This window comes from Pantoea agglomerans (assembly GCF_021397715.1).
In the GTDB taxonomy this organism is placed as follows: domain Bacteria; phylum Pseudomonadota; class Gammaproteobacteria; order Enterobacterales; family Enterobacteriaceae; genus Pantoea; species Pantoea astica.
The window spans coordinates 457,833-484,355 of sequence record NZ_CP090207.1; the positions used below are offsets into that span (position 1 = coordinate 457,833).

A 26,523-nucleotide genomic window follows, 5' to 3' on the forward strand; every position below is an offset into this window, starting at 1 on the left:
TGAGTTGGGTGCCACTGCAGGTGTTGTTTTTATGACAGGCGTCTTTCTAGCGTAGCGCTATGGCGGGGATTTTCCACTGAGGGAGCGAGATTGAAAGGGGGACGACAGGCGTCCCCCTGAAAAACTTAGCGTTTCTTACCGAAGGCGGCCGCCAGCGCATCACCCATCGCGCTGTTACCCGCAGGCTGACTGGCCGGACGGGCGCGTCCTTTACTGGCTGCCGGGCGCTTCTCGTCACGCGGCGCAGCGTTCTTCCCGCCACCGCGGGCATTGCCTTCACCGGGCTGCTCATCCAGACGCATCGTCAGGGCAATTCGCTTACGGGGCAGATCGACCTCCATCACCTTCACTTTAACGATATCGCCTGCCTTCACCACCTGATGCGGATCCTCGACGAAGCGGTCGGAGAGCGACGAGATATGCACCAGACCATCCTGATGCACGCCGATGTCGACGAACGCGCCGAAGTTAGTGACGTTGGTCACCGCGCCTTCCAGAATCATGCCAGGCGTCAGATCGTTCAGCGTCTCGACGCCTTCGGCAAACTGCGCGGTTTTAAACTCAGGACGCGGATCGCGGCCCGGCTTCTCCAGCTCTTTCATAATGTCGGTGACGGTCGGTAAACCGAAACGCTCATCGGTGAAATCGTGGGCGCGCAGGTTACGCAAACTGCCGGCGTTCCCCATCAGATCACTCAGCGCCTGTTCGGTGGCAGCCAGAATCCGTTCCACTACCGGATAGGCTTCCGGGTGAACGGTCGAGGCGTCCAGCGGGTTATCGCCGTGGTTGATGCGCAGGAAGCCCGCGCACTGTTCAAAGGCTTTCGGGCCGAGACGGCTGACTTTCAGCAGCTGCTGACGATTCTGGAAACGACCATTTTCATCACGCCAGCCGACAATATTTTGCGCCATCATGCGCGTCAGGCCAGCCACGCGAGTCAGCAATGGCACCGAGGCGGTATTCAGATCGACACCGACGGCGTTCACACAGTCTTCCACCACCGCATCCAGTTTCTTCGCCAACTGGCTCTGACTGACGTCATGCTGATACTGGCCAACTCCGATCGATTTCGGATCGATCTTCACCAGCTCCGCCAGCGGGTCCTGCAGACGACGGGCAATGGAAACTGCGCCACGCAGCGAGACATCGAGATCCGGAAACTCCAGCGCCGCCAGCTCAGACGCTGAGTAGACCGAGGCACCGGCTTCGCTGACAATCACTTTCTGCGCCGTGACCTTCGGGAACTGCTGTTGCAGATCGAGGAAGAAACGCTCGGTTTCGCGTGAGGCCGTGCCGTTACCGATCGCCACCAGCTCAACCTGATGCTTGATACAGAGTGCGGCGACGGCAGCGGCGGCTTTCGCCGTCTGGCCGGTGTGCGGATAGACGGTATCGGTCGCCACCAGTTTGCCGGTGGCATCCACTACCGCCACTTTGACGCCGGTGCGCAGGCCCGGATCGAGACCCATGGTGGCGCGCATCCCAGCCGGTGCCGCCATCAGCAGATCGTGCAGGTTACGGGCGAAGACGTTGATCGCTTCATCTTCAGCACGCTCACGAACCGTGCCCATCAGCTCGGTTTCCAGATGCAGCATCACCTTAATGCGCCAGGTCCAGCTCACCACCGCTTTACGCCAGCTATCGGCCGGGGCATTATTCAGGCGCAGGTTGAGGTGCTCCGCAATCAGCGTTTCGCCATAGCTTTCACGCGGCGCTTCATCAAACTGCGGATCGGCGTTGAGCGACAGTTGCAGTACACCTTCATTGCGGCCACGCAGCATCGCCAGCGCACGGTGTGACGGCACGCTGCTCAGCGCTTCATGGTGATCAAAATAGTCGCGGAACTTGGCCCCGGCTTCCTCTTTGCCTTCCACCACGCGGGAGACCAGATGGGCATTCTTCCACAGGTAGTTACGCACTTTCGCCAGCAGCGTCGCATCTTCGGCGAAACGCTCCATCAGAATGTAGCGGGCACCGTCCAGCGCGGCGCGCACGTCGGCAACGCCTTTATCCGCATCCACGTAGCGTTCAGCCAGCTGCTCCGGCTGGTGGGATGGGTCCTGCCACAGCGTTTCCGCCAGCGGTTCCAGACCGGCTTCAATCGCGATCTGGCCGCGGGTGCGGCGTTTCGGTTTATAGGGCAGGTAGAGATCTTCAAGCTCGGTTTTGCTGAGGGTAGTGTTGATGGCGCGCGCGAGGTCGTCGGTGAGTTTTCCCTGCTCATCAATCGACTTCAGAATCGACTGACGGCGCTCTTCAAGTTCACGCAGATAGCTGAGGCGGGTTTCCAGCTGGCGCAGTTGGGTATCATCCAGCCCACCGGTGACCTCTTTACGATAACGTGCGATAAACGGCACGGTATTCCCTTCATCCAACAGGCGAACGGCGGCGTCAACTTGCTCTGCCCGCGCCTGTAGCTCGCTGGCAATTATCTGGCTCAGAACTTTCATCATCAGGACTGTCTTGCTTTCCGGGTTGAGAAATAGCGGACAGTTATACGGATTGATGGTTGAAATTGCCAGAGATGCGGGCGGCTTTCAGCGATATTCTGAATCGCTATTGCTGATAGCGGATTTCGTTGACGTACCACAGCGCCGGACCGGCTGGCGTCTCAACGGTAGCGGCATCGCCGACCTCTTTTTTCAGCAGGGCGCGCGCCATTGGCGAGTCGATGGAGATGTAATCTTTGCGGCCAAAAATCTCATCATAGCCGACGATGCGGAAGCGCTTGATGTCACCGTCATCGTTTTCAATTTCGACCCAGGCACCAAAGAAGACTTTGCCATCCTGCTGCGGTGAGTAATCCACAATCCGCAACTGCTCCAGGCTTTTGGTCAGATAGCGAACGCGGCGGTCAATTTCACGCAGGCGCTTTTTATTGTACTGATAATCGGCATTTTCACTGCGGTCGCCGAGGCTGGCGGCCCAGGTGACTTTTTTGGTCACTTCCGGTCGCTCTTCACGCCACAGGTAATCGAGTTCTGCTTTCAGCTTATCGAAGCCTTCGCGGGTAATCAGTCGGGTTTTCATGCTGCACTGGCCAGAAAAAATCAAAGAGCGTCAGTGTAAGGCAAAGGAGGCGTGGCAAAAAAGAGTCGGGGAAAGGGTTTTTAAAGTCTAAAAACCCACGTTGACTTCCCCGGCGGCGAAAAGGGTTGCTGCAAAAGTGTGTTCTGAAGCCAATAGCGGCTGAGGCCAATCGAGCAGAGGGTAAAAATTATTTTCCGGCGTGCGTCGCCGTGGTGGTTGAGGTGCTGCCGTGTCCGTCTCCTCCACCGCCCGCAGTAGCCAGCGCTACGCCGAGCAGTGCCGCAACCGCGCCCACGCCGATGGCATTTGAGTTGCCCTGTGCGGTGGTCGTCGCCTGAGCGCCCGCCGCTTCACCGGTAGCGGTAGCGGCATAAACCGGGCTGACGCTCGCTAATGCCAGCGCGCTGAGCAGTAAAATTGTTTTTTTCATTGTGTTATCCCCGTTGAGACGTCAATTGATGCCAGAGCAGTCTGGTTGAAATTATTCGGGGCGAAAAGTTGGCTTTACTGATTGATTTAACGCACTTTAATTTTCACTGGCCTTGCGAATGAGGCGAATCCAATTAATCCGAGAGGAGTCAGGCGGCAATAAGCCGTTTGCTGGAATTTTATGCTGTGAATCTTGCAATGCTGTAGATTATCTGGAGCTAATCAATAATGATGGCTGATGTTTAAGTCAAATTATCTGATAACCTGCTGAAATTGCTGACTGAATAAACGCTGGCGCGCTTCTGACGCCAGCAATGAAGAGAAATTTCGCCAAAATTTCGGAATTGCCGTAACGCTTTGCTAACAGGGTGAAAAGGGTTATATCCCGGTCCTGATGCGCGTAAATTAAATATAAGCTGCTGTTTAATATGCTTTGTAACAATTTTGGCTAGAATATAAACCATTAATGACTGTCACTATAAGGCATCTTTTTTTAACAATGTTGGCTCAGGCAATAGCGCCTTTGGGAGTTGAAAATGCAAGAGAACTACAAAATTCTGGTCGTCGATGATGATATGCGTCTGCGTGCACTGCTTGAACGCTATCTCACCGAGCAGGGCTTTCAGGTGCGCAGTGTTGCTAACGCCGAGCAGATGGACCGTTTGTTAACCCGTGAATCTTTTCATCTGATGGTGCTCGATCTGATGTTGCCAGGCGAAGATGGTCTCTCGATCTGTCGTCGTCTGCGCAGCCAGAGCAACCCGATGCCGATCATTATGGTGACCGCCAAGGGCGAAGAAGTGGATCGTATTGTCGGGCTGGAAATCGGCGCGGATGACTACATTCCAAAACCCTTTAACCCGCGTGAGCTGCTGGCCCGTATCCGGGCGGTGCTGCGTCGTCAGGCTAATGAGCTGCCGGGCGCGCCTTCGCAGGAAGAGGCGGTTATCGCCTTTGGTAAGTTCAAACTTAACCTCGGTACCCGTGAAATGTTCCGCGAAGATGAGCCAATGCCGCTCACCAGCGGTGAGTTCGCGGTGCTGAAAGCGCTGGTCAGCCATCCGCGCGAGCCACTGTCGCGTGACAAGCTGATGAACCTGGCGCGAGGCCGTGAATACAGCGCCATGGAACGTTCGATCGATGTCCAGATCTCCCGCCTGCGCCGCATGGTGGAAGAGGACCCGGCGCATCCACGTTATATCCAGACCGTCTGGGGCCTGGGCTACGTCTTTGTGCCGGACGGCAGTAAAGCATGAGGCGACTGCGCTTCTCGCCACGCAGTTCGTTTGCCCGCACCTTGCTGTTGATCGTGACCCTGCTGTTCGTCAGCCTGGTCACGACCTACCTGGTGGTGCTGAACTTCGCCATTCTTCCCAGTCTGCAACAGTTCAATAAGGTGCTGGCCTACGAAGTGCGTATGCTGATGACCGACCGGCTGCAGCTGGAGGATGGCACGCAGCTGGAAGTGCCACCGGCGTTTCGCCGGGAAATCTACCGCGAACTGGGGATCTCGCTCTATACCAATGCAGCAGCAGAGGAGAGCGGATTGCGATGGGCGCAGCACTATGAATTTCTGAGCGAGCAGATGGGCCAGCAGCTTGGTGGTCCAACCGACGTGCGGGTTGAAGTAAACAAGAATTCGCCGGTGGTGTGGCTGAAAACCTGGCTGTCACCGGACATCTGGGTGCGGGTGCCGCTGACCGAAATTCATCAGGGCGACTTCTCACCGCTGTTCCGCTATACCCTAGCAATTATGCTGCTGGCGATCGGCGGAGCCTGGCTGTTTATCCGTATTCAGAACCGACCGCTGGTGGATCTGGAGCACGCCGCTCTGCAGGTCGGACGCGGGATTATTCCGCCGCCGCTGCGCGAATATGGCGCCTCGGAGGTGCGGTCGGTGACGCGCGCCTTTAACCAGATGGCCGCTGGCGTGAAGCAACTGGCAGACGATCGCACGCTGTTAATGGCGGGCGTCAGCCACGATCTGCGTACGCCACTGACCCGCATTCGTCTCGCCACCGAGATGATGAGCGAGCAGGATGGCTATCTGGCCGAGTCGATCAATAAAGATATCGAAGAGTGCAACGCCATTATCGAGCAGTTCATCGACTACCTGCGTACCGGTCAGGAGATGCAGACCGAGCGGGCCGATCTCAACAGCGTACTGGGTGAGGTGGTCGCCGCCGAGAGCGGCTATGAACGTGAGATAGAAAACGCGGTGATGCCGGAAGAGTTAATGCTGGATATCAACCCGCTGTCGATCAAGCGGGCGCTGGCCAATCTGGTGGTGAATGCGGCACGTTACGGTAATGGCTGGATCAAGGTCAGCAGCGGACGGGAACTGCATCGCGCCTGGTTTCAGGTGGAAGATGACGGGCCGGGCATCAAGCCGGATCAGCTGGCGCATCTGTTCCAGCCGTTTGTACGCGGTGACAGCGCCCGTAGCACCAGCGGTACCGGGCTGGGACTGGCGATTGTTCAACGGATTATCGATGCGCATCAGGGATCGCTGGAGATTGGCGAGAGCGAACGCGGCGGGTTACGGATTCGTGCCTGGCTGCCGTTAGCGGAAACCCTGGCGCTTAGCCACAACACCAGCAGTAACAGCGTCTCAGGCTGATAAAAAAACGGCGCGGCATGAACACCGCGCCGATTTTTTAGCGTTGCGGACCGGCTTTCACCAGTGCGGCACCGGCTTCGTTATCGGTATATTTGGCGAAATTATCAATAAACCGCTGCGCCAGACCTTCGGCGGCCGCGGTCCACTTCTCCTCGCTTTCCCAGCCGCGACGCGGATCGAGCGTCCCGGCATCCAGTTCGCCCAGGCTGACCGGCATCTGCAGATTAAAAATCGGCAGCGTTTCGGTCGGCGCATCATCCAGTTCACCCGCCAGAATCGCGTTGATGATGGCGCGGGTATTCTTCAGGGAGATGCGTTTGCCGCTGCCGTTCCAGCCGGTATTAACCAGATAAGCCTGCGCACCGGCGGCTTCCATTCGCTTCACCAGCACTTCAGCGTATTGCGTCGGATGCAGCGTCAGGAACGCCGCGCCAAAGCAGGCGGAGAAGGTCGGGGTTGGTTCGGTAACGCCGCGCTCGGTGCCTGCCAGTTTTGCGGTAAAGCCCGACAGGAAATGGTACTGGGTCTGTTCAGGCGTCAGGCGTGAAACCGGCGGCAGCACGCCAAAGGCATCGGCGGTCAGGAAGATCACTTTCTTCGCGTGGCCCGCTTTAGAGACCGGCCGCACAATATTGTCGATGTGGTTAATCGGATAGGAGACGCGGGTATTTTCCGTTTTGCTGCCGTCGGCGTAATCGACGCTGCCATCTTCGCGCACCACCACGTTTTCCAGCAGCGCATTGCGGCGAATCGCCCGGTAGATCTCCGGCTCGGCCTGCTCAGAAAGATTGATGGTTTTGGCGTAGCAGCCGCCTTCAAAGTTAAATACGCCGTCGTCGTCCCAGCCGTGCTCATCATCGCCAATCAGCTGACGATCAGGATCGGTAGAGAGCGTGGTTTTGCCGGTGCCGGAGAGGCCAAAGAATACCGCGACATCGCCCGCTTTGCCGACGTTGGCGGAACAGTGCATTGAAGCAATACCTTTCAGCGGCAGCAGGTAGTTCATGACGGCAAACAGCCCTTTCTTCATTTCGCCGCCGTACCAGGTGCCGCCGATCAGTTGCATACGCTCGGTCAGGTTGAAGGCAACGAAGTTCTCTGAATGCAGCCCCTGTGCCTGCCAGTCCGGGTTGGTGCATTTCGCGCCGTTCATCACCACGAAGTCGGGCGTGAAACCAGCCAGCTCCGCCTCATCCGGCTGGATAAACATGTTTTTCACGAAGTGCGCCTGCCAGGCAACCTCAGTGACGAAGCGCACGCTCAGACGGGAATCGGCATTGGCACCGCAGAAGGCATCCACCACAAACAGACGTTTGCCGGAAAGCTGCCGGGTGACGCAGCCTTTCAGCGCGTTCCAGGTCTCCTGCGACAGCGGCTGATTGTCATTTTTGCCGGTGCCCTGATCGTTCCACCACAGGGTATCGCGCGTGGTGTCGTCACGCACAATGTACTTATCCTTTGGCGATCGCCCGGTGAAAATGCCGGTATCCACCGCAATCGCGCCGCTCTGCGTCAGGGTGCCGCGTGCAAAACCGTCGAGGTCCGGGCGTGTCTCTTCCTGAAACAGCGTATCGTAATCAGGGTTGTAGACCACTTCCGTGGTATCCACGATGCCCAAAGCGGCAAGGTCTTGCGAGGTCAGGCCGTTAACGCGCATTTTACTGCTCCTTAAATCGGTGTCTGTTCTGCAAAGCAGAGATAGGTTGGGATCGTGCCGCCAGGCACCCTCGCTGAAGATTCACAGCGCGTCGCCAGCTTGCCGCGTCCGGATAGCTCGCCGGTTCAGGCATCTGCCTCGGGATGATGGGCGGATGCACGATCGCGCGCAGTTTACTCCTCTGCGTTTCGGGAAAAAGTCTGGCGATCTAAAAATGCGACTCAGGGCGCGTTAAGACTATGTTTCGAACGTTTTGAAGATGTTATGAAAGTAAAAAAAGATAATTTTTCAAGAAAATTATGGGGATAGGCGGAGCGGGGAGGGAAAGGGCGGCGAATGCCGCCCGATAAATCAGTGCAGACGGTCGCTGTTTTCCAGCGAATGGCTACGGATGCCCGCAATATCCACCGCGTCAAACACATAGTTCGAGCCGCAGTAATCGCAGTGCATATCGATTTTGCCATCTTCCGCGATGATCTCATCGACCTCTTCCTGCGGCAGCGTTTTCAGCACTTCGCCACAGCGCTCACGCGAACAGGTACATTTGTAGATCACCGGTTGCGGATCGTAGAGCGTCGCTTCTTCCTGATGATAAAGACGCCACAGCACTTCATTGGCTGGCAGATCGATCAGCTCATCGGTTTTGATGGTTTCGGTCAGCGTCGCCAGATGGTCGAACGCCTCTTTCTCAGTCTCCTGCGCTGGCATCACCTGCAACAGAATACCGGCTGCGCCTTTCTCGCTGGTACGGATAAACAGCCGCGTCGGCAGCTGCTCGGAACGCATAAAGTAATCTTCCAGGCATTCGGCCAGCGTTTCGCCTTCCAGCCCGACCACGCCCTGATAGCGTTCGCCTTTCTCCGGAGAGATAGTGATCACCAGATAGCCGTTACCGACCATGCTTTTCAGCGTGCTGTCGGCCGGAATATCGCCTTTGATCCGCGCCACGCCGCGCAGCTCCTGGTTGTTGTTGCCGTTAATCACCGCCAGGGATAACGGGCCGTCACCCTGCAACTGCACGGTGATTTCGCCGTCAAACTTCAGCGTGGCGGTCAGCAGGCTGGTCGCCACCAGCATCTCACCCAGCAGGGTATTCACCGCCGCCGGATAGTCGTGGTTCTTCACGGTTTCGCGCCAGGTGTTGGAGACATTCACCAGCTCGCCACGTACCGCGGCATTTTCAAACAGATAACGGTGCAGTTGATCCTGGACTGACATATTTTTTTCTCTCGTTGGGGCGGGGCGGTGACGCGTCAGCAAAGACGGCGCTACTCATCGCCCGATAATTTAAACTTCATCAAATCGCGACGCTCTTTCTTATCAGGTCGCCGATCGGGATGTGGCATTGTCAGGGCATTCATCTTGCGCGCCTGCGCCACTTTCTCGCGTTTTTCGATGCTGGCATCCGTTTCCCGGTAGAGCTGCTGGGCTTCGCTGGCCGGACGGCGTTGACTACTGATTTCTGCCACCACCACCGTACGTTCATCGTTGCCCTGCCGCAGGGTCAGCTCCGCATTCAGCTCCACCAGCTTGCCGGGTTTGCTGCGCTGACCGTTGTAATGCACTTTGCCGCCTTCAATCATCTCGCGCGCCAGCGCACGGGTTTTATAAAAGCGGGCTGCCCACAGCCACTTATCGAGGCGCACGCCTTCGCTGCTTTTCTCTTTCATTGCTGCTCCTGCTTCAGATCAGCGTCTGGTAATCGCTCACCGCGACGTGACGCTCGAAGATTTGCTCAGGACGGCCCGAATCGGGATTACTCACGCCTAAGCACCAGCCGATGCCCGCTAACTTCGCCGCATCCAGAATCACTTCGTTGTCATCGATAAACAGCGTACGCCGCGCACAATAGCCGGTGTGCTGTTGTACCGCCTGCCATAAACGTTGGTCTTCTTTCGGATACCCAAAGGTATGGGTAGAAAGTAATAAATCAAGGTGTGGCGCTAAACCGGTCTGCGCCAGTTTGACGTCCAGATTGTAAGGATGCGCGTTGGTAAGCAGGATGGTGCGCTTGCCTGCGCCTCGCAACGCCTGCAGAAACGGCAGCGTATCGGGGCGAAGCGCCACGCGGCTGCGCAGTTCCCAGGTCATGGTGCGGATATCCAGCGCCAGCGCTTGCGCCCAGTAATCCAGACAATACCAGTTTAGCGTATGGGCTACGGCCTGATACTTTTCCGCGATGATCTGATCCGCTTCCGCCAGCGTGATGCCGCGCTGCTGGCTGAGTAGTGCAGGCACATGCTCCAGCCAGAAATGACGATCAAACGCCAGATCCAGCAGCGTGCCATCCATATCCAGCAGTACGGTATCAATCTCAGACCAGTCGAACGTCATGGTGTCTCACCCTGTAAAAAACCGGGCGACAGGGTAGCACAGAAGGGCAGGGCTCAGAATAACGAGCGCACGCCCTGCAAAGTGCCGAGGTTATGGTTGAAGCACTTGTCGTAATAGTGCTGGATGTCGGTCATCCGCTGGCGATTACGGTGCATACGACGCAGGGCCAGCAGTCCGTTGATCAGCGCACAGGTCACCAGCACCAGCAGCAGCAGCGCGGTACCGAGATAGCGCCACTGCGCCATCGCATCCGGCTCATTGTGCAGCGCAATGTGCCGCGTGCCGTTGGCATCGGTCGACAGGCTGGTGATGATGCCACTGGCGCTGAACGGCGTATGCAGCAGCATAGCGGACATCCGCTGCAGCTCGCGCCATTGCGACGGCGGATCGAGGTCAAACAGCGAGACCGTTGGCTGAGGCTGATTCACCAGCTGGCGTCCCTCATCGCTGATAATCAGGAAGCCGCCCGGTGGCGGGCTGTTGAGGTTTTCCGCTGCCCGTCGGGTTTCACGAAAGAAGAAGGTCGAGGTGGCGGTATTCACCAGATTTTCCAGCGCTTCGGCACTCACCGGGCGCAGCAACACATTCATCCCGTTCAGCTGGCCGGAGTCGGCACGGCGCACCAGCGCTTCCCAGTCTTTGGCGTTGCCTAAATTCACCAGCGCGTTCTTCAGCCGGACGCAATCCTGCGGCTGATTACACAAGTCCTGGGTTTTCATCACCAGATCGGAGAAGTCATCCAGCAGGATCATGCCGGATTTCTGAATCGCTGAGGCCAGTTGCGGATTCAGCTTAGGATCGGTGTTGGTTTCCGGGTGTAGCTGCCGGGTGGTGGTCTCCAGCAGGGCTGCCGCCTTATCAATGATGTCCGATTGCGGCTGCGGCAGCGGTGTGGCGTTATTCCAGTAGACCGCGGAGCAGTCGAACGGCATAAAGGCGTAGCTGCGGTTACTCTGGTAGTTATCCGGAACCGAACACATGCCATTGCCGGTCACTTTCAGGTTGTCACCGATATTCAGAGCGACGCCGCTGAGCTTGTCTACGCTGCTCACTTCCAGGCTGTCGGTGCCTCTGGCCCAGGCCAGGCTGAGCTTAATCGGCATACTGAGCGGGATCCAGGTTACCAGCAGCGCCAGCACGGTTAACGATCCGCAGGCCAGCACCACGTTTTTACGCCAGCGCTGAATAGGAAAATTTTTCACCTCATCCTGCAGCGACAGGAACCGGCCCTGACGCACCACCTGACGGTTCAGGTAGATCTCCACGTCGGTCACCTGACCGAGATCGTGGGCCACGTAGGGTTGCCAGTGCGGTGGATAAGCGAGATCGATAATCCCCAGCGTGATGTTGCTCTGCTCCTGATTAGACTCACTGAACAGGCCCCAGCGCTTAGGTGCGCCGCGCAGACAGTGAATGTCACGCAGGCCGCGTTCACCAGGAATGCGGTAGAGCAGCCACAGGCTGGCGGCGATCATCGCCGCGCCAGCCAGCACCAGCCAGATCATGAACGTCGCCGGCACCAGCAGGCTGAAGAAGAATAACAACAGGGCGAGCGAGATAATGACCGCTTCACGCGTGCCATCCGGACGCGACAGGCGATACTCTTCTGGCGTCTCTTTACGCACCTTCAGCAGCTCAACGCTTTCGGTTTCTGCTTTACGGATGGAGGCATTGGTCGAGACCGGGCGCATCAGCGTCGGCAGGCTTTGCTGATCAACGGCGTAATCGACCAGCGAATGACCGTTTAATGAGATCACCAGCGGAATCGATTGAGTGCGAATCAGTTCAACGTAGTTTTCATCGGTGATGTACTGCTCCCACAGCGGCGGCAGATGCACTTCGACTTCGTCGAGGTAGTAGCGCCATTTATGGGGATCGTCGGTCGACAGGCCGTAGCGGGTAATCGCACGGGTGACCGGATAGACATTATTACTTTGTGCAGTCAGGGTCAGACGGTCAGGCGCAGCGCGTTTATCCGTCGAGACGGCAGTACGCGGCTGTTTTTCCAGCGCAGCAACATACTTATCTACCGCTTTGCGCTCCTGATCGGAGAGTTTGCGGCAGGGCGGACTGATAAATGGCAGCGGTTTCGCCAACGGCGGACGATGCCGCATAGCGTACCAAAACCCAATGCCTGCCAGGATTGAACAGGTTAGCACTATGGCCAATATCGTAAAGATTGTGCTCATGCTCTGCTCAATTCAGCCAAAATGCTGCCTTCACTTTAAACTCATGCTCCCGGATACGCCCACTATACAAGACAAATTGTGGGGGATTAAACAACTCTGACGAGTCATACAGACAAAAAAATAGCGCTGTAAATCATTTAATTAGCAATTGTTAAACCCTGCCTTGCCCGAATGGTAACCGTCTGAGACTGAATTAAATATCGGTATTATCTGAAACTGATCCCGCGATATTGACTAATGCAAAATTTGTCTTATTGATAAACCCGGCCATTATCCCGTGAGCACGGTGATGAAACGATAACCTTATGGTCTGACTGTCGCACAATTGCCTGCGGTTAGGTATGCTAATTCGTTCCTGAGAGCCGGCGCAGTAAAGTTTGAGGCTGATATGAAAACTCCAAAAAAACCTGACATCCTCAATGTAGCCGCCGTGGCGCGTTCACGGCTGTTTACCATTGAATCGGTCGATCTGGCCTTCAGCAATGGTGCGCGGCGCGTCTATGAGCGGATGAAACCCTCTGAGCGTGAGGCCGTCATGATTGTACCGATCATTGACGATCATCTGATCCTGATTCAGGAGTATGCGGTGGGGCTGGAAACCTACGAGCTTGGGTTTCCCAAAGGTCTGATCGATGCCGGTGAAACGGTGAATCAGGCCGCTGACCGTGAACTTAAAGAAGAAGTGGGCTTTGGCGCAGGTGAGCTGACTCCGCTGGGCAAGCTCACCATGGCCCCATCCTACTTTTCCAGCAAAATGAATATTGTGATCGCGGAAGGGCTGTATGCCGAAAAGCTGGAAGGCGATGAGCCAGAACCGCTGATTGTGCATCGCTGGCCGCTGAGCGATATGTTATCCCTGTTACAGGAGCCCGATTTCCGCGAGGCGCGTAACGTCAGTGCGCTGTTTATGGCGCGCGAATGGCTGGTGAAGCAGGGGCGTCTTCGCTACTGATAAACAACGAACTTCCCGGCGTCCGAAACGCGCCTGCCAGCAGGCGCGTTCGGGCTTATTCGGTCACGGCACTCTTCTGTCGGGCCGACGTCCACTTTAACGCCGGAGCAGTTACCAGATAAACCAGGCAGGCGACGATCAGCGAATTGAGTACCGGTACGCCGCGCTCGATAAGCAGCCCGGTTGCGCCTCCTGCTATGCTGGCGATGAGTGCCGGCCAGCCGATAAGCTGCGAGGTTGCTGGCAGGGTATGGCTGCGACGGCTCAGCGCCAGCGTCTGACGATCGGTTTTCAGCACGTAGTAATCAATAATCATCACGCCCAACACCGGCGGGAAGATGACGCCCAGCAGCTCCAGAAAATCGACAAAACGATCGAGAATCCCAAGAATCGAGCAGAGTGTGCCAATCAGGCCGAGCACCAGCGTAATAATACGGTAATGCGGCTTATAGCCGGTCACGCCTTCAATGGCATTGGTGATCCCCAGCGTGGACGAATAGAGATTCAGGTCGTTAATGCGCAGGGTAGAAAAGACCACCGCGAACAAACCCAGCGTGCTGGTGGTTTGCGTAATGATTGCGATGATGTCCGACGTCTGCAACTCTCTGGCGATCAGAATCGCCAGACCATTGATCCCATACTCTCCCGCCAGAATGGTCAGTAGCGTAATAACGAACACATCTTTGCCGTTGCGGGAGAAACGCGTCAGATCGGGAGTCATCAGGCTGGCAAGGATTGCGCCACCCATCACCATGGTCATCGCCGCGCTGACGGTAATGGTTTCTGTTGCCATCACCGGCGGCGTGATTTGACCTGGCTGCGCATGGAAAGCGTGCCAGAAAATCCAGCCGACCAGCGCAATAAAGAGCGGAACGGCGATGCGTGCGGTAAAGCGCAGCGCCTTAAAGCCAAAAGTAACCAGTAAAGTCAGCACCGTGCCTGATAATGCGGCTGACTCTGTGAAGCTGAGTTTACCGTGCAGGGCATAGCTCAGCGAACGGGCGAAAACCGCATTCTGAATACCGAACCAGCCCAGCAGGCTGACTGCGACCAGCAGACCAACCAATACCGAGCCGTGACGACCAAAGCCACACCAGCGTGCCAGCAGACTGCCCGGCAGGCCTTCACGCATGCCGGCATAGCCGAGTGCGAAAGTCAGCACGCCAAACAGCAGGCTGGCCAGCGTAATGGCGATAAACGCTTCACCGAGCGTCATGCTGTTTCCCAGCACCGCGCCAAGCATAAACTGATCCAGCGCAGTCAACATGCCCATATGCACAATGGCAACGCTGAGCAGCGAAAGCCTTTTGTTTTCAGGCACCGGTTGTAACGGGTAATCATCAAATTTACTCACAACAGGGTATCCTTACCGGTTTATATAAAAATAACGCCTGTGCTGAGAAACTTCTCTGGCAGATAATTATCCAGTGATTCCGCACGGCAATAGTTTTCAAACTGTTGTAGCGAATGCACGCCCGCTTTTTGATAAAGGGTCGTGATACGGTTACTGATAGTTTTAACGCTGAGGTTATAGATACGCGCGATCTCTTTGGCATTAAATCGTCGCAGCAATAGAAAGATTACATCCAGCTCGGCGGGGGTAAAAAGCGGATGCTCCAGCTGCGTTGTCAGTACCGAGGCTTTTTTGGCATCGATAAAGCTGGTTGCCGTCAGGTTGTCTATCGGTCGTGCATTCCAGATGTAGCCAAGCAACTGCTTTTTATTATCGAAAACGGGATATTTTTCGCTGATGAAGGGGGTGAGATAGTTATTGCCATACCAGTAATGGGTTTCAATGACGGTGACGCAGCTTTTCAGGGCTTTTACTTTTTGATCGTGCAGGCAGAATTCCTCCGCACAGTCACTCCAGGGCGTCGGGAATTCACTGTCTTTTTTGCCCTGCAATGAAAAGGTTTTTGGTGTGGCAGTGTATGATATTGCTGCTTCATTCATATAAAGGTGCAGCGATGCTGCATCCTTAAAACCCCACGGCACGGGTAATAAATCCATTGTTGTGGCAAATGCAGCAATAAATTCATCAATATTGCGATATGAGCTGTCCATGGCGCCTCGCTGAAAATATCGGTTAGAGTTTTTTGGCCAGATAATAGCGTGCGAAACGCTGTGCATATCCATGCTGTTCACCATAAACGCGATAACCCAGCTTTTCGTAAAAACCGCGAGCCTGGAAACTCATGGTGTCAACGACCGACATATGACAGTCTCTGTTTCGCGCCTCCTCTTCTGCTGCCTGCATCAGTTGACGTCCGGTCCCCTGCTGACGGCAGGCATCCTCTATCCATAAGAAATGGATATCCAGAGTGCCACACCAGGTATGGGCCAACAGTCCGCCTTGAATATGGTGAAAGTCGTCATAAAGAATGACATTCAACGTTTTCAGATTGATATCGGCAAAGGATTCGTTGTGTTGCCAGAGGCGCTGAGTAATATATCTTTCAGCGTCAGTCTCTTCAGTGTGACCGATTTTAATTTCCATATTAAGGTATCCATTAATGATTCAATTAAAAATATTCATTACCTTGTTCTGCTGGTCCATTTCATTCTTAACACGATGGTAAACGATGCGCAAGAGTTAATATTCCCCCTGTTATCGTGTGCTGTTAATATTATGCTGGCTGCAGTTTTGTTTCATATGACATTCGATTTTTTTGCTGGCATCAGGGAAACACTAACTATAACGTCATAATAATCGCATTATATTTTAGTTCATATGACATGAACGCTTTGTTCACCTATCCTTACTTCTGACGGGAAACGCATGCCGATTACCACAGGTGATCGGCATTCTTCTTAAAAACTCAATGCGTTATTCGGCCCTGATTTTATTTCTGCCATTGTTCGATTGTTATCCCTGTCTGGCTGGATGCTGAAAGCGAGTATGATTCCACTTTAATTAATCCTGTAAAACAGTATTCGGAACAGGTGGGAAAAGGCGAGGGTTAATAGAGATCCGCTGCCAGTTGAAAGGGCATGGGCTGATATGCTCCGCGGCTAATTGTGCCCGCAGTCAACGTTTACGCGAAACGGGTCTGATCATTCAACGCGTGCAGGCCAGCCAGGATGGCAAATTAAAAAGCACCGGATAAAAAAATGGGTGGTCACATCAGGTGACCACCCATAGATATTTCACACTACGCTGAAAGCATCAGAACAGTTCGTGGCTCTCACCATTGTCCATAATGGTGGTGCCGACATCATGCACCGAGTACTCGGTCGGCTGCGTACCTTCAATGAAGTACTCCTGACGGGTATTGCCGCCACCATTCGCCAGCTTACCGGTGCTGCGATCGATGGTCACCGTCACCACGCCTTCCGGTGGGGTTAACGGCTGAACCGGCACGCCCTCCAGCGCACTCTTCATGAAATCATCCCATGCCGGTTGTGCGCTCTTCGCGCCGCCTTCATAGCCGGAGATCTGATCGGGAATCGCCCCTGACAGCGTGCTGCGGCCTAAATTGCGGCGGGCATCGTCAAAGCCGATCCACACTGAGGTCACCACGCCCGGACCGTAACCCGAGAACCAGGCATCTTTCGAGCTGTTGGTGGTACCGGTTTTACCGCCGATATCATTACGCTTGAGGTCACGACCGGCACGCCAGCCGGTGCCCATCCAGCCTGGCTCGCCGAAGATATTCGAGTTCAGCGCGCTCTTGATCAGGAAGGTCAGCGGCGTGTTGATGACGTGCGGCGCGTAGTTGCCCTGCTCAGGCGGGACAGGCACCTGCTCCAGTTCCGGCTGTGGCACCGCCTGATTCTGGTTTTTGTCCGACGCCGCCACGTTTTCCACGCTCTCTTCATTGAGCGCCAGCGCTTTTTTGGTATCACCGTAGATCACCGGCAGATTGCACTGCGGACAGGCAATTTTCGGTTTCTCTTCAAACACCAGGCCGCCCTGTTCATTCTCAATCCGGGTGATGAAATAAGGATCAACCAGGAAGCCGCCGTTGGCCATCACCGAGTAGCCGCGAACCACCTGTAACGGGGTAAATGAGGCTGCACCCAGCGCCAGCGATTCGGTATGTACGATATTTTGCGCCGGGAAGCCGAAACGCTGCAGATACTCGGCGGCATAATCGACGCCCATCGCACGCATCGCACGAACCATCACTACGTTCTTCGACTGACCTAACCCCTGACGCAGCCGAATCGGGCCATCATAGGTTGGCGGGGAGTTTTTCGGACGCCAGTCGGCACCGGCACCCGCATCCCAGCGTGAAATCGGCACGTCGTTAAGGATCGAGGCCAGCGTCAGACCACGGTCCATCGCAGCGGTATAGAGGAAGGGTTTGATGTTCGACCCGACCTGACGCAGCGCCTGCGTAGCGCGGTTAAACATGCTCTGGTTGAAATCAAAGCCGCCGACCAGCGCCCGGACGGCACCGTCATTCGGATCGAGGGAAACCAGCGCCGAGTTAACATCCGGTACCTGGCCCAGCCACCACGCATCATCAACTTTGCGGACCCAAATCTGCTGGCCGGGTTGTAAAACCTGGCTCACGCTTTTCGGTGTCGGGCCCTGAACGGTGTCAGACTTATAAGGACGAGCCCAGCGAACCCCGGCTAAGGTCAGCGAGACATTGCTGCCATCCTTCATCATCACGGTCGCTTCATCGCTCCGTGCTTCAGTCACGACGGCTGGCTGGAGCGGGCCGTAGACCGGCAGCGTCTTCAGCGCTTTCTCGATCTTCGCCTGATCCCACGCCGGTTCGCCAACTTTCCACAACACGCTGGTCGGGCCGCGATAGCCGTGACGCATATCATAGGCCATCACGTTGTTACGTACCGATGTCTGCGCGGCTTGCTGCAGGCGACGGGTCACCGTGGTGTAAACCTTATAACCGTCGGTATAGGCATTTTCACCGTAACGTTTCACCATCTCCTGACGCACCATCTCGCTGAGATAAGGGGCAGAGAAGGCGATTTCCGGACCGTGATACTTCGCCACCAGCGGGGTATTACGCGCCTCGTCATACTGCTGCTGGGTGATGTAATGCTGATCTAACATGCGCGCCAGCACCACGTTGCGACGTGATAACGCGCGGCTGTGCGAGTAGAGCGGGTTGAACGTCGACGGTGCCTTCGGCAGACCGGCAATCATCGCCATTTCACTCAGCGACAGCTGATCGACCGGCTTACCAAAATAGACCTGCGAGGCGGCACCGACGCCATAAGCGCGGTAGCCGAGGTAGATTTTATTCAGGTAAAGCTCAAGAATTTCATCTTTATTCAGCAGTTGCTCAATGCGGATCGCCAGAAACGCTTCCTTTATTTTACGCATCAGCGTGCGTTCCGGACTCAGGAAGAAGTTACGCGCTAGCTGTTGAGTAATGGTACTGGCACCCTGCGAAGCATGGCCCGAAACCAGCGCAATGCTGGCGGCACGGAAGATGCCGACCGGATCGACGCCATGATGCTCATAAAAACGGCTATCTTCAGTCGCAATAAAGGCTTTCACCATCTCAGGTGGGATTTGCTGCAGCTTTAAAGGGATACGGCGCATTTCACCGTATTGCGCCATCAGCTCGCCCTCAGCGCTGTAAACCTGCATCGGCGTTTGCAGACGCACATCTTTCAGCGTGTTCACATCGGGCAACTGGGGCTCTATGTATTTGTACAAACCATAAATCGAGCCTGCTCCCAACAACATGCAACACACTGCAAGGATCAATAAATACTTTACGAACTTCACCTGGAATTTCCCATCTGTTGTCGTTTGAGCAGTTTATAAACAACCGCGCGGTAGTATAAAGGCAAGCCAGACGCTTTGATATGTCCATTTTCCCCGGACGATAAGGAGATCGCGCACATGGCTTTTCATACCTGGCAAATTGGGCTGGATATTCAGAATAGGCAGATTTGTGCCCTGGCCCTCCAGCCTCAACGTGATGGCTGGCAGCTACGCCACTGGTGGCAGCAGCGGCTGCCGCAAGATACGTTAAGAAACGGCGTGCTGCAATCTTCGCCTGAATTACTGGCGGCCTTAACCGCCTGGCGACAGCGCCTGCCACGACGCTACTCCCTGCGTGTCGGGCTGCCAGCCCAACTGGTGTTACAGCGATCGCTGTCGCTTCCGGCGCAGCCACTTAGCGAGCCGGCGCTGGGGCACTATGTGCAGGCGGCGGCCCGACGGCTTTTCCCGCTGGAACCCGATGCGCTGGCGCTGGATTACCGGCCGGATGCGCAGAGTGGTCAGCTCTGTGTCACAGCCGCACGGCTGGAGATGATTGACCAGTGGGCAGCACCGCTGTTGCAGGCTGGATTAACGCCACAGGTATTTGAACTGACCACCGAGGCGCTGAAACGCCTGGCACAGCAGGCCCGGCTGGCTGCCGGAGCGGTGCTGGTTCTGCAGCAGGAAAAGCGCTGGCTGTGGAGCGACGGTCAGACCGCTGCGGATGCAGGCGACGCGATCTCCCTTGAGGCATTACAGCAACAGGCTTTCCCGCAGGCTTCGGCGCTGTTTGTCTGCGCCTCGCAGCCCGTGGCGTGGCCGGCCACTGCGAAGCCTTTCTCACCTTTCGATCTGATCCCGTTTCAGCAGCCACCGTTACCCGCCAATCCCGGAGCGTTCGCGCTGGCGGCGGGCCTGGCGTTGCGGGATAAGGATTGCTGATGGTGGCGGTCAATCTGCTGCCGTGGCGCCAGCGGCAGGCCGCAAAGCAACGGCGACAAAGTCTGATGGTGCTGGCAGGCGTTGCGGTCAGTCTGCTGTTGCTGGTGATGCTTCAGGTCTGGCGGCTGCATCGCGTGCAGCAGCAGGTTAGCGCAGAGACCGCGACGGCGCAGGTGGCGCTGGACGACCTGATATCACGTCTGGCCCGGCAAAAAACGCTGATGGCACAGCTCGCGGCGCAGCAAAAGCAGCGTAAGAAGGCGCAGCATCAGGCAATACAGCGGGCTGCCTGGCAGCAATTCTGGCTGGATTTACCGGGGCTGCTGCCCGACACCGTCTGGCTGAACCAGCTTGAGAAGCGTGAGGGCCAGTTCTCGCTGGAGGGCCAGGCGCAGGATATGCAGGCAATCCGGCAATTTCGTCAGCAGCTGGCGGCCCTGACACTGTTCAGCCAGGTGGAGCAGGGCAGCGTTCAGCGTCAGCCTGGCGGGGGATATCACTTTACCCTGCGTGCGCAGCTTCAGGCGGTGAAGGATGAGTGAGTGGTGGAGAGGCTGGTGGCAGATGAAGACGATCCCACGCTACGGCACGCTGGCGGCAGTCGCATCTGCCTTACTGATGTTGGGCTGGCTGGTGTGGCTGCGGCCGGAGCGGCAGGCGCTGGCAACCCAACAGCAGAAGCTGCAACAGCTGACGAGCCAGCTGCAACTGCGCCAGCGGCAATGGCACCAGAATCCGCCAGACGCGCTGTTGCAGGCACAGCTCTTAACTCAGGCTGCGCCTGTAACAGCGGCGACGTCTGTGCAGGCGGTGGAAACGGTCCTTGCGTCACGGCGCGGCCAGCTTGAACAGTGGCAACCCGATGCCCGGCCACGCTCCCTGACGCTGCATCTGCCATGGCAGGCGTTTCAGCCGCTGTTTACCGAACTTGCTCAGGCTGCTGCACCGTTTCCGGCGCGTTTTCGGGTGCTTGCGCAGCCGCAGCATCTGGTCGTGCAACTCTGGCTGGAGCCTGACGATGCGCCATAGGCTGCTGGTGTTACTGCTGTGCTGCAGCAGCGCGCTGGCGCGCGATCCATTTCATCCGGTTGCGGGTGCAGTCTGTCAGCCGCCGGTGGAGCCGCTAACCGGCTGGCACCTGCAAGGGATCATTGGACGGCCATCCCGCTTCTATGCCGTGCTGGTGACGCCGCAGAAAAAGGCGATGGTGGTGCGGGCCGGGCAACCGCTGGCACTGTCGCCGTGGCAGCTTAGCGATATTGACCGGCGTAGCCTGACTCTGGCGGTCAGGAATAGCTGCAGTGCGCAACGAACCGCATTTTATTTAAAAGGAGCTCCGCATGAAAAGGATTCTGACGTTATGGCTGGTACTCAGCTGCCTGCTGCCGGTCCACGCCGCTGACGATCAGCGTCTCAGCCTGGCATTTGATAACACGCCGGTTGAGCGCATTTTACAGGCCCTGGCCGACTACCAGCAGATCAACCTGATTATCGCGCCGGAGGTGACGGGATCATTGTCGCTGCGGCTGGATGATCTGCCATGGCATCAGGCACTGGATCTGGTCGCTCAGATGGCAAAGCTGACGCTGATTGAGCACGAGAACGTGCTACTGGTCTATCCGGAAAGCTGGCAGCAGGCGCAGCGGCAGGCCCGCGATGAAGAGCAGAAAGATCGGTTGCAACAGGCACCGCTGCAACAGCGTGCAGTGCTGCTGCATTATGCCAGCGCCAGCGAGGTACACCGTAGCCTGCTGAGTGAGCGCCAGTCACTGATGACGCCGCGTGGTAGCGTCACGGTGGATAAACGCACCAACACACTGTTAATACGCGATACGGCTGCAGCGTTACAGGAGACGGAGCGCTGGTTAAGGGCGCTCGATCTGCCGCTGGAGCAAATCGAGCTGGCGGCACATATCGTCACCATCAGCGAGGAGCATTTACACGAACTCGGCGTCAACTGGGGACTACAGGCCGGTGACGCGGCGGTCACCCAGGCGCTTCATCATCCGCGGCTGGCGATTCCGCTGGCGGTGAGTTCGCCCGGCGTGAGTGTTGGCATGACGCTGGCGCGCATCGGCGGCCAGCTGCTGGATCTGGAGTTAAGCGCACTGGAACAGGAAAACCAGATCGAAATTATCGCCAGTCCGCGTCTGTTTACCTCTCATCAGCAAACGGCCTCGATTAAACAGGGCACTGAAATTCCTTATCAGGTCTCAGCCGGTAACAGTGGCGCAACCAGTATCGAATTTAAAGAAGCGGTGCTGGGTATGGAGGTGACGCCCAGCGTTTCCGGTCAGGGGCGTATCCAGCTTAAAATTCATATCAGTCAGAATATGCCGGGCCGCAATATTAAAACCGGTGACAATGAGGTGCTGTCGATTGATAAACAGGAGATTGAAACCCAGGTGACGGTCAGGGACGGGGAGACCCTGGCGCTGGGCGGTATCTTTCAGCAGCAGCGAACCCGGGGAGAAAATCGGGTGCCGATACTGGGAAAAGTGCCGCTGATCGGCGGGCTGTTTCGTCAGCAATCTGAGCAGCGCAAAAAAAAGGAGCTGGTGATCTTCATTACGCCGCGATTGGTCAGGGAAGCAGCGCTTACGGCTGGATAAAACGGAAAATAGGTCCCAGAAGGCCATCCGATTTGACGCAGGACAGGAATTAGCTTACAAGGTTTAGCGATTTTCAATACGGTGTAACCGTCTATGTTGGGTAAATCCCAGCAAACAGATCAGAAAATTCCTCTGTGAGCAGCGTTGTAAAGACGCAGCGCTGGCGCGTTACAGTTTCGCGAACCACAGGCCAATTCAGAAATGGATTTGCTGCAGGCAATATAATCGGTTGCCAAACAGCCTTGAGTGTTGAGATAATTTTTCGTCTGACTCTTGCTAACGCTCATGAGGTCTCAGTTCCTGTCCCGCCAGCAAATGCTGAACGCGGGGTATCATTAACGAATTCTTAGTAATACCGACAAAATGGCAGAGAAACGCAATATCTTTCTGGTTGGGCCGATGGGTGCCGGCAAAAGCACTATTGGTCGTCAGTTGGCTCAGCAACTCAACATGGAGTTCTTCGATTCCGATCAGGAAATTGAGCGACGCACCGGAGCGGATGTGGGCTGGGTTTTTGACGTCGAAGGCGAAGCTGGCTTTCGCGATCGCGAAGAAAAAATCATTAACGAACTGACTGAAAAGCAAGGCATCGTCCTGGCGACAGGCGGTGGCTCCGTCAAATCCCGGGAAACGCGTAATCGTCTCTCCGCCCGCGGCGTTGTGGTTTATCTTGAGACCACCATCGAAAAGCAACTGGCGCGCACGCAACGTGATAAAAAACGTCCGCTGCTGCAGGTGGATTCACCGCCGCGTGAAGTGCTTGAAGCGCTGGCTGGCGAACGTAATCCGCTGTATGAAGAGATCGCCGACGTCACGATTCGCACAGATGATCAGAGTGCGAAAGTGGTGGCGAATCAGATTATCCACATGTTGGAAAAAAGTTGATCCAACGTTCGAAGGCTCTTTAACAGGTATCGAGCATCATGGAGAAGATCACCGTCTCACTGGGGGAACGCAGTTACCCCATCACTATCGCCGCCGGACTGTTTAACGATCCGGCTTCTTTTTGGCCGCTGACCGCGGGCGAAAACGCCATGGTGGTGACCAACCAGACGCTGGCACCGCTTTATCTCGACAAACTGTCGGCGCTGCTGACGGCGGCGGGCGTGAAAGTGGATCAGGTGATTTTACCCGACGGCGAGCAGTACAAAACGCTGGCCGTGATGGATCAGGTCTTTACCGCACTACTGCAAAAACCGCACGGTCGTGATACGACGCTGATCGCCTTAGGCGGCGGCGTTATTGGCGATCTGACCGGTTTTGCTGCGGCCAGTTATCAGCGTGGCGTGCGCTTTATTCAGGTGCCCACCACCTTACTGTCGCAGGTTGACTCTTCGGTTGGCGGCAAAACAGCCGTAAACCATCCGCTCGGCAAAAATATGATCGGCGCCTTCTATCAACCCGCTTCGGTGGTGATTGATACGGCGTGTCTGCAGACGCTACCGGCTCGCGAACTGGCGTCCGGTCTGGCTGAAGTGATCAAGTACGGCATCATCCTGGATGGTGCGTTTTTCCAGTGGCTGGAGCAGAATCTTGATGCACTGCTGGCGCTGGATGAACAGGCACTCGCCTACTGCATCCGCCGCTGCTGTGAATTAAAAGCCGACGTGGTGGCTGCCGATGAGCGGGAAACCGGACAACGCGCACTGCTCAATCTGGGTCACACCTTTGGTCACGCGATTGAAGCGCACATGGGCTACGGCAACTGGCTGCATGGCGAAGCGATTGCAGCGGGCATGGTAATGGCCGCGCGCACCGCCGAGCGTCTGGGGCAGTTCAGCCCGGAACAGACTGAACGTATCATCACGCTATTGCAGCGTGCCGGTTTACCGGTGCAGGGTCCGCAGGAGATGAGCGCAGAGATGTATCTGCCCCATATGATGCGCGACAAGAAAGTGCTGGCGGGTGAATTACGGCTGGTTCTTCCGTTGTCGATTGGCCGCTCTGAAGTGCGTGGCGGCGTGGCTCATGATATGGTGCTGGCTGCAATTAACGATTGCCAGACATCTTGATATTAAGCAGTTAAGTGGTGACGCGGCGCGCAGGGTGCGCAGTGCGGGATGCCGCTTTACGGAGGAGGCAAAATGGATGAGTTCAAACCGGAAGACGAGTTAAAACCTGACGCCAGTGACCGTCGTCCCTCGCGCCCACGTAAGCCGTCTACCGCAGCTAAAATACCGGTTTCGCGCCAGCGCATCATGATGGGCGTCGGGATTCTGGTGCTGCTGTTACTGGTGCTGGGTATTGGTTCGGCGCTGAATGGCCCGGACGATAAGAAACCGGCAACTGGCAGTAACGGCGCTAATACACCTGCCACTGGCGGCGGAACCAACAGCGAGAAAAACATCGATCTGACCGGCTCCTCCTCCATGTCCGGCGGACAGACCACGCCAGCGGCAACAGAGAACGCTGCGGCAAGCCAGGGTGACGCGACCAGCAACCCGCCGCGCGATGTGTCCATGCCGCCGGTGGCCTCTACGCCTACCCAGGCCGCGCCGATTGAAACACCCGCGAACCAGCAACGTGTCACCTTACCGGGCGATCTCAATAGCGCGCTGAGTAATCAGCAGCAGCAGATCGACAGTGCCGCGACCGGCGCGCAAAATGGCAGTTCACTGCCGACTGCGCCTGCGACCGTCAGTGGTAATGCGGGCACGGCAGCGAATCCGGTCAGCGCACCGGCCAGCCGTCAGACGCCAAACAGATCAACAAGTCAGACGCGTCCTGCACATGAACCGGCGCACAAAACGGCCTCTAAGCCAGCGACCAGTGACAGCAGAACGCATACAACGCCGGCGCGTACGCCTGCCAGCAACACGGCGACCAGCAGTAACGCTGCCAGCAGCAGTTCAGCCAGCAAATCACTGCCAGGCGGCAGTTATACGCTGCAGCTGAGCGGTGCCTCTAAAGCGGAAAGCCTGAATGCCTGGGCGAAAAAACAGAATCTGAGTGCGTATCACGTCTACAAAACCACCCGTAACGGTCAGTCGTGGTACGTTCTGGTGAGTGGATCATACGCAACACCGGCAGAGGCCAAACGCGCTGTGGCATCGCTGCCTGCGGAAGTGCGTGCACAGAATCCGTGGGTTAAACCGGTTAGCCAGGTTAAGAAAGAAGCCAGTCAGTAATTGATGTGGGGCCAGGGTTACTGGCCCCGTTTTAAGCGCAGATCTGCTGTCGGTCCAGCCACAGCCTCACAATAAGATGTAATAACCACGACAGCATGAAAAAAAATCGCGCTTTCCTGAAATGGGCAGGGGGAAAATTTCCCTTAGTAGAAGAGATCCATCGCTACCTGCCACAAGGCGACTGTTTGATCGAGCCGTTTGTTGGGGCGGGATCGGTGTTTCTGAACACCGACTTCGATCGCTACCATCTTGCCGATATCAACAGCGATCTGATCAATCTCTATAACATCGTTAAAACGCGCACGGCGGATTTTATTCGTGACGCGCAGTTGCTGTTTACCCCGGAAGGGAACAACGAAGTCTGCTATTACCTGCGTCGTACCGAATTTAATACCAGCACCGATGCCTATCAGCGTGCGCTGCTTTTCCTCTATCTCAACCGTCACTGTTACAACGGCTTATGCCGCTATAACCTGCGCGGCGAATTTAACGTGCCGTTTGGCCGCTATCGCAAACCCTACTTTCCGGAAGCAGAATTGTTATGGTTTGCCGAGCGCGCGCAAAAAGCGACGTTTGTCTGTGAATCGTACGATGTTACCCTGACCAATGCCGGTAAAGGCTCCGTGGTATATTGTGATCCGCCCTATGCGCCGCTGTCGGCGACAGCGAACTTCACGGCTTATCACACCAACAGTTTTAGCCTGCGCGAGCAGCAGCATCTGGCGACGTTAGCGGCACAGCTGGCCTCGTCAGAACACCGGATTCCGGTACTGATTTCTAACCACGACACTGCACTGACGCGTTTGTGGTATCAGGATGCAGTGTTACATGTGGTCAAAGCCCGGCGTTCCATTAGCCGAAGCATAGCCGGTCGCACTAAGGTCGACGAACTGCTGGCGCTCTATAGCTAGTCTGTTTCGTCCGCGACCAACGCATTA

Annotated in this window: 24 protein-coding genes; 12 read left to right on the top strand and 12 right to left on the bottom strand. The window is 56.2% G+C overall.

Annotated features, from left to right (window positions below; translation table 11 throughout):
* Window positions 1–125: 125 nt before the first annotated feature.
* The 3 genes from LZU96_RS02170 to yjbE all read right to left on the bottom strand — a co-directional run bounded on the left by LZU96_RS02170 (window position 126) and on the right by yjbE (window position 3,460).
* Window positions 126–2,453 carry a Tex family protein gene (locus LZU96_RS02170; RefSeq protein ID WP_233986907.1) on the bottom strand — a complete coding sequence of 776 codons (2,328 nt, stop codon included), beginning with the start codon at window positions 2,451–2,453 and terminating at the stop codon, window positions 126–128.
* A 103-nt stretch (window positions 2,454–2,556) separates the two neighbouring features.
* Window positions 2,557–3,030, bottom strand: coding sequence for a transcription elongation factor GreB (gene greB, locus LZU96_RS02175; RefSeq protein WP_233986908.1), 474 nt, complete (start codon window positions 3,028–3,030; stop codon window positions 2,557–2,559).
* Between the two features lie 187 nt (window positions 3,031–3,217).
* Window positions 3,218–3,460: an exopolysaccharide production protein YjbE gene (gene yjbE / locus LZU96_RS02180; RefSeq protein WP_233986909.1), complete on the bottom strand. Its 243-nt coding sequence runs from the start codon at window positions 3,458–3,460 to the stop codon at window positions 3,218–3,220.
* Window positions 3,461–3,995: 535 nt separating this feature from the next.
* Here yjbE and ompR point away from each other — a divergent pair.
* Both ompR and envZ read left to right on the top strand, forming a co-directional pair.
* Window positions 3,996–4,715: a two-component system response regulator OmpR gene (ompR, locus tag LZU96_RS02185; RefSeq protein ID WP_001157751.1), complete on the top strand. Its 720-nt coding sequence runs from the start codon at window positions 3,996–3,998 to the stop codon at window positions 4,713–4,715.
* Window positions 4,712–6,079 (top strand): two-component system sensor histidine kinase EnvZ, encoded by a 1,368-nt coding sequence (envZ, locus tag LZU96_RS02190; RefSeq protein WP_233986911.1) that lies wholly within the window; start codon window positions 4,712–4,714, stop codon window positions 6,077–6,079. The genes ompR and envZ overlap by 4 nt, the downstream gene beginning before the upstream one ends.
* Window positions 6,080–6,116: 37 nt before the next feature.
* Here envZ and pckA read toward each other — a convergent pair whose 3' ends face one another.
* From pckA to LZU96_RS02215, 5 genes are all read right to left on the bottom strand, one after another.
* The gene (gene pckA, locus LZU96_RS02195; RefSeq protein WP_233986912.1) at window positions 6,117–7,736 is read right to left on the bottom strand and encodes a phosphoenolpyruvate carboxykinase (ATP); all 1,620 of its coding nucleotides are present in this window, start codon (window positions 7,734–7,736) and stop codon (window positions 6,117–6,119) included.
* A gap of 351 nt (window positions 7,737–8,087) precedes the next feature.
* Entirely contained in the window at window positions 8,088–8,954 is an 867-nt protein-coding gene (hslO, locus tag LZU96_RS02200) for an Hsp33 family molecular chaperone HslO (RefSeq protein WP_233986913.1), read from the bottom strand.
* A 50-nt stretch (window positions 8,955–9,004) separates the two neighbouring features.
* A complete protein-coding gene (gene hslR, locus LZU96_RS02205; RefSeq protein ID WP_233986914.1) occupies window positions 9,005–9,406 on the bottom strand; it encodes a ribosome-associated heat shock protein Hsp15 in 402 nt (133 codons plus the stop codon).
* 13 nt (window positions 9,407–9,419) lie between these two features.
* Window positions 9,420–10,070, bottom strand: coding sequence for a GMP/IMP nucleotidase (yrfG, locus tag LZU96_RS02210; RefSeq protein WP_233986915.1), 651 nt, complete (start codon window positions 10,068–10,070; stop codon window positions 9,420–9,422).
* Between the two features lie 53 nt (window positions 10,071–10,123).
* A complete protein-coding gene (locus tag LZU96_RS02215) occupies window positions 10,124–12,259 on the bottom strand; it encodes an intracellular growth attenuator family protein (RefSeq protein ID WP_233986916.1) in 2,136 nt (711 codons plus the stop codon).
* A 388-nt stretch (window positions 12,260–12,647) separates the two neighbouring features.
* On the opposite strand from LZU96_RS02215, the gene nudE reads away from it, so the two are divergent.
* Window positions 12,648–13,211 carry an ADP compounds hydrolase NudE gene (nudE, locus tag LZU96_RS02220; RefSeq protein WP_233986917.1) on the top strand — a complete coding sequence of 188 codons (564 nt, stop codon included), beginning with the start codon at window positions 12,648–12,650 and terminating at the stop codon, window positions 13,209–13,211.
* A 55-nt stretch (window positions 13,212–13,266) separates the two neighbouring features.
* Here the strand turns inward: nudE and LZU96_RS02225 are convergent, their stop codons facing one another.
* From LZU96_RS02225 to mrcA, 4 genes are all read right to left on the bottom strand, one after another.
* A complete protein-coding gene (locus LZU96_RS02225) occupies window positions 13,267–14,565 on the bottom strand; it encodes a cytosine permease (RefSeq protein WP_233986918.1) in 1,299 nt (432 codons plus the stop codon).
* A gap of 20 nt (window positions 14,566–14,585) precedes the next feature.
* Window positions 14,586–15,347, bottom strand: a complete 762-nt coding sequence (locus LZU96_RS02230) for a helix-turn-helix transcriptional regulator (RefSeq protein WP_409520465.1) — start codon at window positions 15,345–15,347, stop codon at window positions 14,586–14,588.
* Entirely contained in the window at window positions 15,298–15,708 is a 411-nt protein-coding gene (locus tag LZU96_RS02235; RefSeq protein ID WP_233986919.1) for a GNAT family N-acetyltransferase, read from the bottom strand. Before LZU96_RS02235 ends, LZU96_RS02230 begins: the two co-directional genes overlap by 50 nt.
* Before the next feature lie 669 nt (window positions 15,709–16,377).
* Window positions 16,378–18,921, bottom strand: a complete 2,544-nt coding sequence (gene mrcA / locus LZU96_RS02240; protein WP_233986920.1) for a peptidoglycan glycosyltransferase/peptidoglycan DD-transpeptidase MrcA — start codon at window positions 18,919–18,921, stop codon at window positions 16,378–16,380.
* A gap of 117 nt (window positions 18,922–19,038) precedes the next feature.
* Between mrcA and pilM the strand changes: the two genes are divergently transcribed.
* From pilM to dam, 9 genes are all read left to right on the top strand, one after another.
* Window positions 19,039–19,845: a type IV pilus biogenesis protein PilM gene (gene pilM / locus LZU96_RS02245; protein WP_233986921.1), complete on the top strand. Its 807-nt coding sequence runs from the start codon at window positions 19,039–19,041 to the stop codon at window positions 19,843–19,845.
* The gene (locus tag LZU96_RS02250) at window positions 19,845–20,387 is read left to right on the top strand and encodes a PilN domain-containing protein (protein ID WP_233986922.1); all 543 of its coding nucleotides are present in this window, start codon (window positions 19,845–19,847) and stop codon (window positions 20,385–20,387) included. Before pilM ends, LZU96_RS02250 begins: the two co-directional genes overlap by 1 nt.
* On the top strand, window positions 20,380–20,874 hold the full coding sequence (locus tag LZU96_RS02255; RefSeq protein WP_233986923.1) for a hypothetical protein: 495 nt from the start codon (window positions 20,380–20,382) through the stop codon (window positions 20,872–20,874). The genes LZU96_RS02250 and LZU96_RS02255 overlap by 8 nt, the downstream gene beginning before the upstream one ends.
* Window positions 20,864–21,247: a HofP DNA utilization family protein gene (locus LZU96_RS02260; protein ID WP_233986924.1), complete on the top strand. Its 384-nt coding sequence runs from the start codon at window positions 20,864–20,866 to the stop codon at window positions 21,245–21,247. The genes LZU96_RS02255 and LZU96_RS02260 overlap by 11 nt, the downstream gene beginning before the upstream one ends.
* On the top strand, window positions 21,186–22,457 hold the full coding sequence (gene hofQ, locus LZU96_RS02265) for a DNA uptake porin HofQ (RefSeq protein WP_233986925.1): 1,272 nt from the start codon (window positions 21,186–21,188) through the stop codon (window positions 22,455–22,457). Before LZU96_RS02260 ends, hofQ begins: the two co-directional genes overlap by 62 nt.
* A 363-nt stretch (window positions 22,458–22,820) precedes the next feature.
* Window positions 22,821–23,342 carry a shikimate kinase AroK gene (gene aroK, locus LZU96_RS02270; RefSeq protein WP_003852989.1) on the top strand — a complete coding sequence of 174 codons (522 nt, stop codon included), beginning with the start codon at window positions 22,821–22,823 and terminating at the stop codon, window positions 23,340–23,342.
* Between the two features lie 38 nt (window positions 23,343–23,380).
* Entirely contained in the window at window positions 23,381–24,469 is a 1,089-nt protein-coding gene (aroB, locus tag LZU96_RS02275) for a 3-dehydroquinate synthase (RefSeq protein ID WP_233986926.1), read from the top strand.
* Window positions 24,470–24,541: 72 nt separating this feature from the next.
* Window positions 24,542–25,585 (top strand): SPOR domain-containing protein, encoded by a 1,044-nt coding sequence (locus LZU96_RS02280; protein WP_233986927.1) that lies wholly within the window; start codon window positions 24,542–24,544, stop codon window positions 25,583–25,585.
* A 95-nt stretch (window positions 25,586–25,680) separates the two neighbouring features.
* Window positions 25,681–26,496: an adenine-specific DNA-methyltransferase gene (gene dam, locus LZU96_RS02285; protein ID WP_233986928.1), complete on the top strand. Its 816-nt coding sequence runs from the start codon at window positions 25,681–25,683 to the stop codon at window positions 26,494–26,496.
* The last annotated feature ends 27 nt before the right edge of the window (window positions 26,497–26,523 follow it).

Coding starts and splice junctions, on each gene's coding strand:
- LZU96_RS02170 (WP_233986907.1), bottom strand. CDS start 2,453: ATGATGAAAGTTCTGAGCCAGATAATTGCCAGCGAGCTACAGGCGCGG.
- greB (WP_233986908.1), bottom strand. CDS start 3,030: ATGAAAACCCGACTGATTACCCGCGAAGGCTTCGATAAGCTGAAAGCA.
- yjbE (WP_233986909.1), bottom strand. CDS start 3,460: ATGAAAAAAACAATTTTACTGCTCAGCGCGCTGGCATTAGCGAGCGTC.
- ompR (WP_001157751.1), top strand. CDS start 3,996: ATGCAAGAGAACTACAAAATTCTGGTCGTCGATGATGATATGCGTCTG.
- envZ (WP_233986911.1), top strand. CDS start 4,712: ATGAGGCGACTGCGCTTCTCGCCACGCAGTTCGTTTGCCCGCACCTTG.
- pckA (WP_233986912.1), bottom strand. CDS start 7,736: ATGCGCGTTAACGGCCTGACCTCGCAAGACCTTGCCGCTTTGGGCATC.
- hslO (WP_233986913.1), bottom strand. CDS start 8,954: ATGTCAGTCCAGGATCAACTGCACCGTTATCTGTTTGAAAATGCCGCG.
- hslR (WP_233986914.1), bottom strand. CDS start 9,406: ATGAAAGAGAAAAGCAGCGAAGGCGTGCGCCTCGATAAGTGGCTGTGG.
- yrfG (WP_233986915.1), bottom strand. CDS start 10,070: ATGACGTTCGACTGGTCTGAGATTGATACCGTACTGCTGGATATGGAT.
- LZU96_RS02215 (WP_233986916.1), bottom strand. CDS start 12,259: ATGAGCACAATCTTTACGATATTGGCCATAGTGCTAACCTGTTCAATC.
- nudE (WP_233986917.1), top strand. CDS start 12,648: ATGAAAACTCCAAAAAAACCTGACATCCTCAATGTAGCCGCCGTGGCG.
- LZU96_RS02230 (WP_409520465.1), bottom strand. CDS start 15,347: ATGGATATGCACAGCGTTTCGCACGCTATTATCTGGCCAAAAAACTCT.
- LZU96_RS02235 (WP_233986919.1), bottom strand. CDS start 15,708: ATGGAAATTAAAATCGGTCACACTGAAGAGACTGACGCTGAAAGATAT.
- pilM (WP_233986921.1), top strand. CDS start 19,039: ATGGCTTTTCATACCTGGCAAATTGGGCTGGATATTCAGAATAGGCAG.
- LZU96_RS02250 (WP_233986922.1), top strand. CDS start 19,845: ATGGTGGCGGTCAATCTGCTGCCGTGGCGCCAGCGGCAGGCCGCAAAG.
- LZU96_RS02255 (WP_233986923.1), top strand. CDS start 20,380: ATGAGTGAGTGGTGGAGAGGCTGGTGGCAGATGAAGACGATCCCACGC.
- LZU96_RS02260 (WP_233986924.1), top strand. CDS start 20,864: ATGCGCCATAGGCTGCTGGTGTTACTGCTGTGCTGCAGCAGCGCGCTG.
- hofQ (WP_233986925.1), top strand. CDS start 21,186: ATGAAAAGGATTCTGACGTTATGGCTGGTACTCAGCTGCCTGCTGCCG.
- aroK (WP_003852989.1), top strand. CDS start 22,821: ATGGCAGAGAAACGCAATATCTTTCTGGTTGGGCCGATGGGTGCCGGC.
- aroB (WP_233986926.1), top strand. CDS start 23,381: ATGGAGAAGATCACCGTCTCACTGGGGGAACGCAGTTACCCCATCACT.
- LZU96_RS02280 (WP_233986927.1), top strand. CDS start 24,542: ATGGATGAGTTCAAACCGGAAGACGAGTTAAAACCTGACGCCAGTGAC.
- dam (WP_233986928.1), top strand. CDS start 25,681: ATGAAAAAAAATCGCGCTTTCCTGAAATGGGCAGGGGGAAAATTTCCC.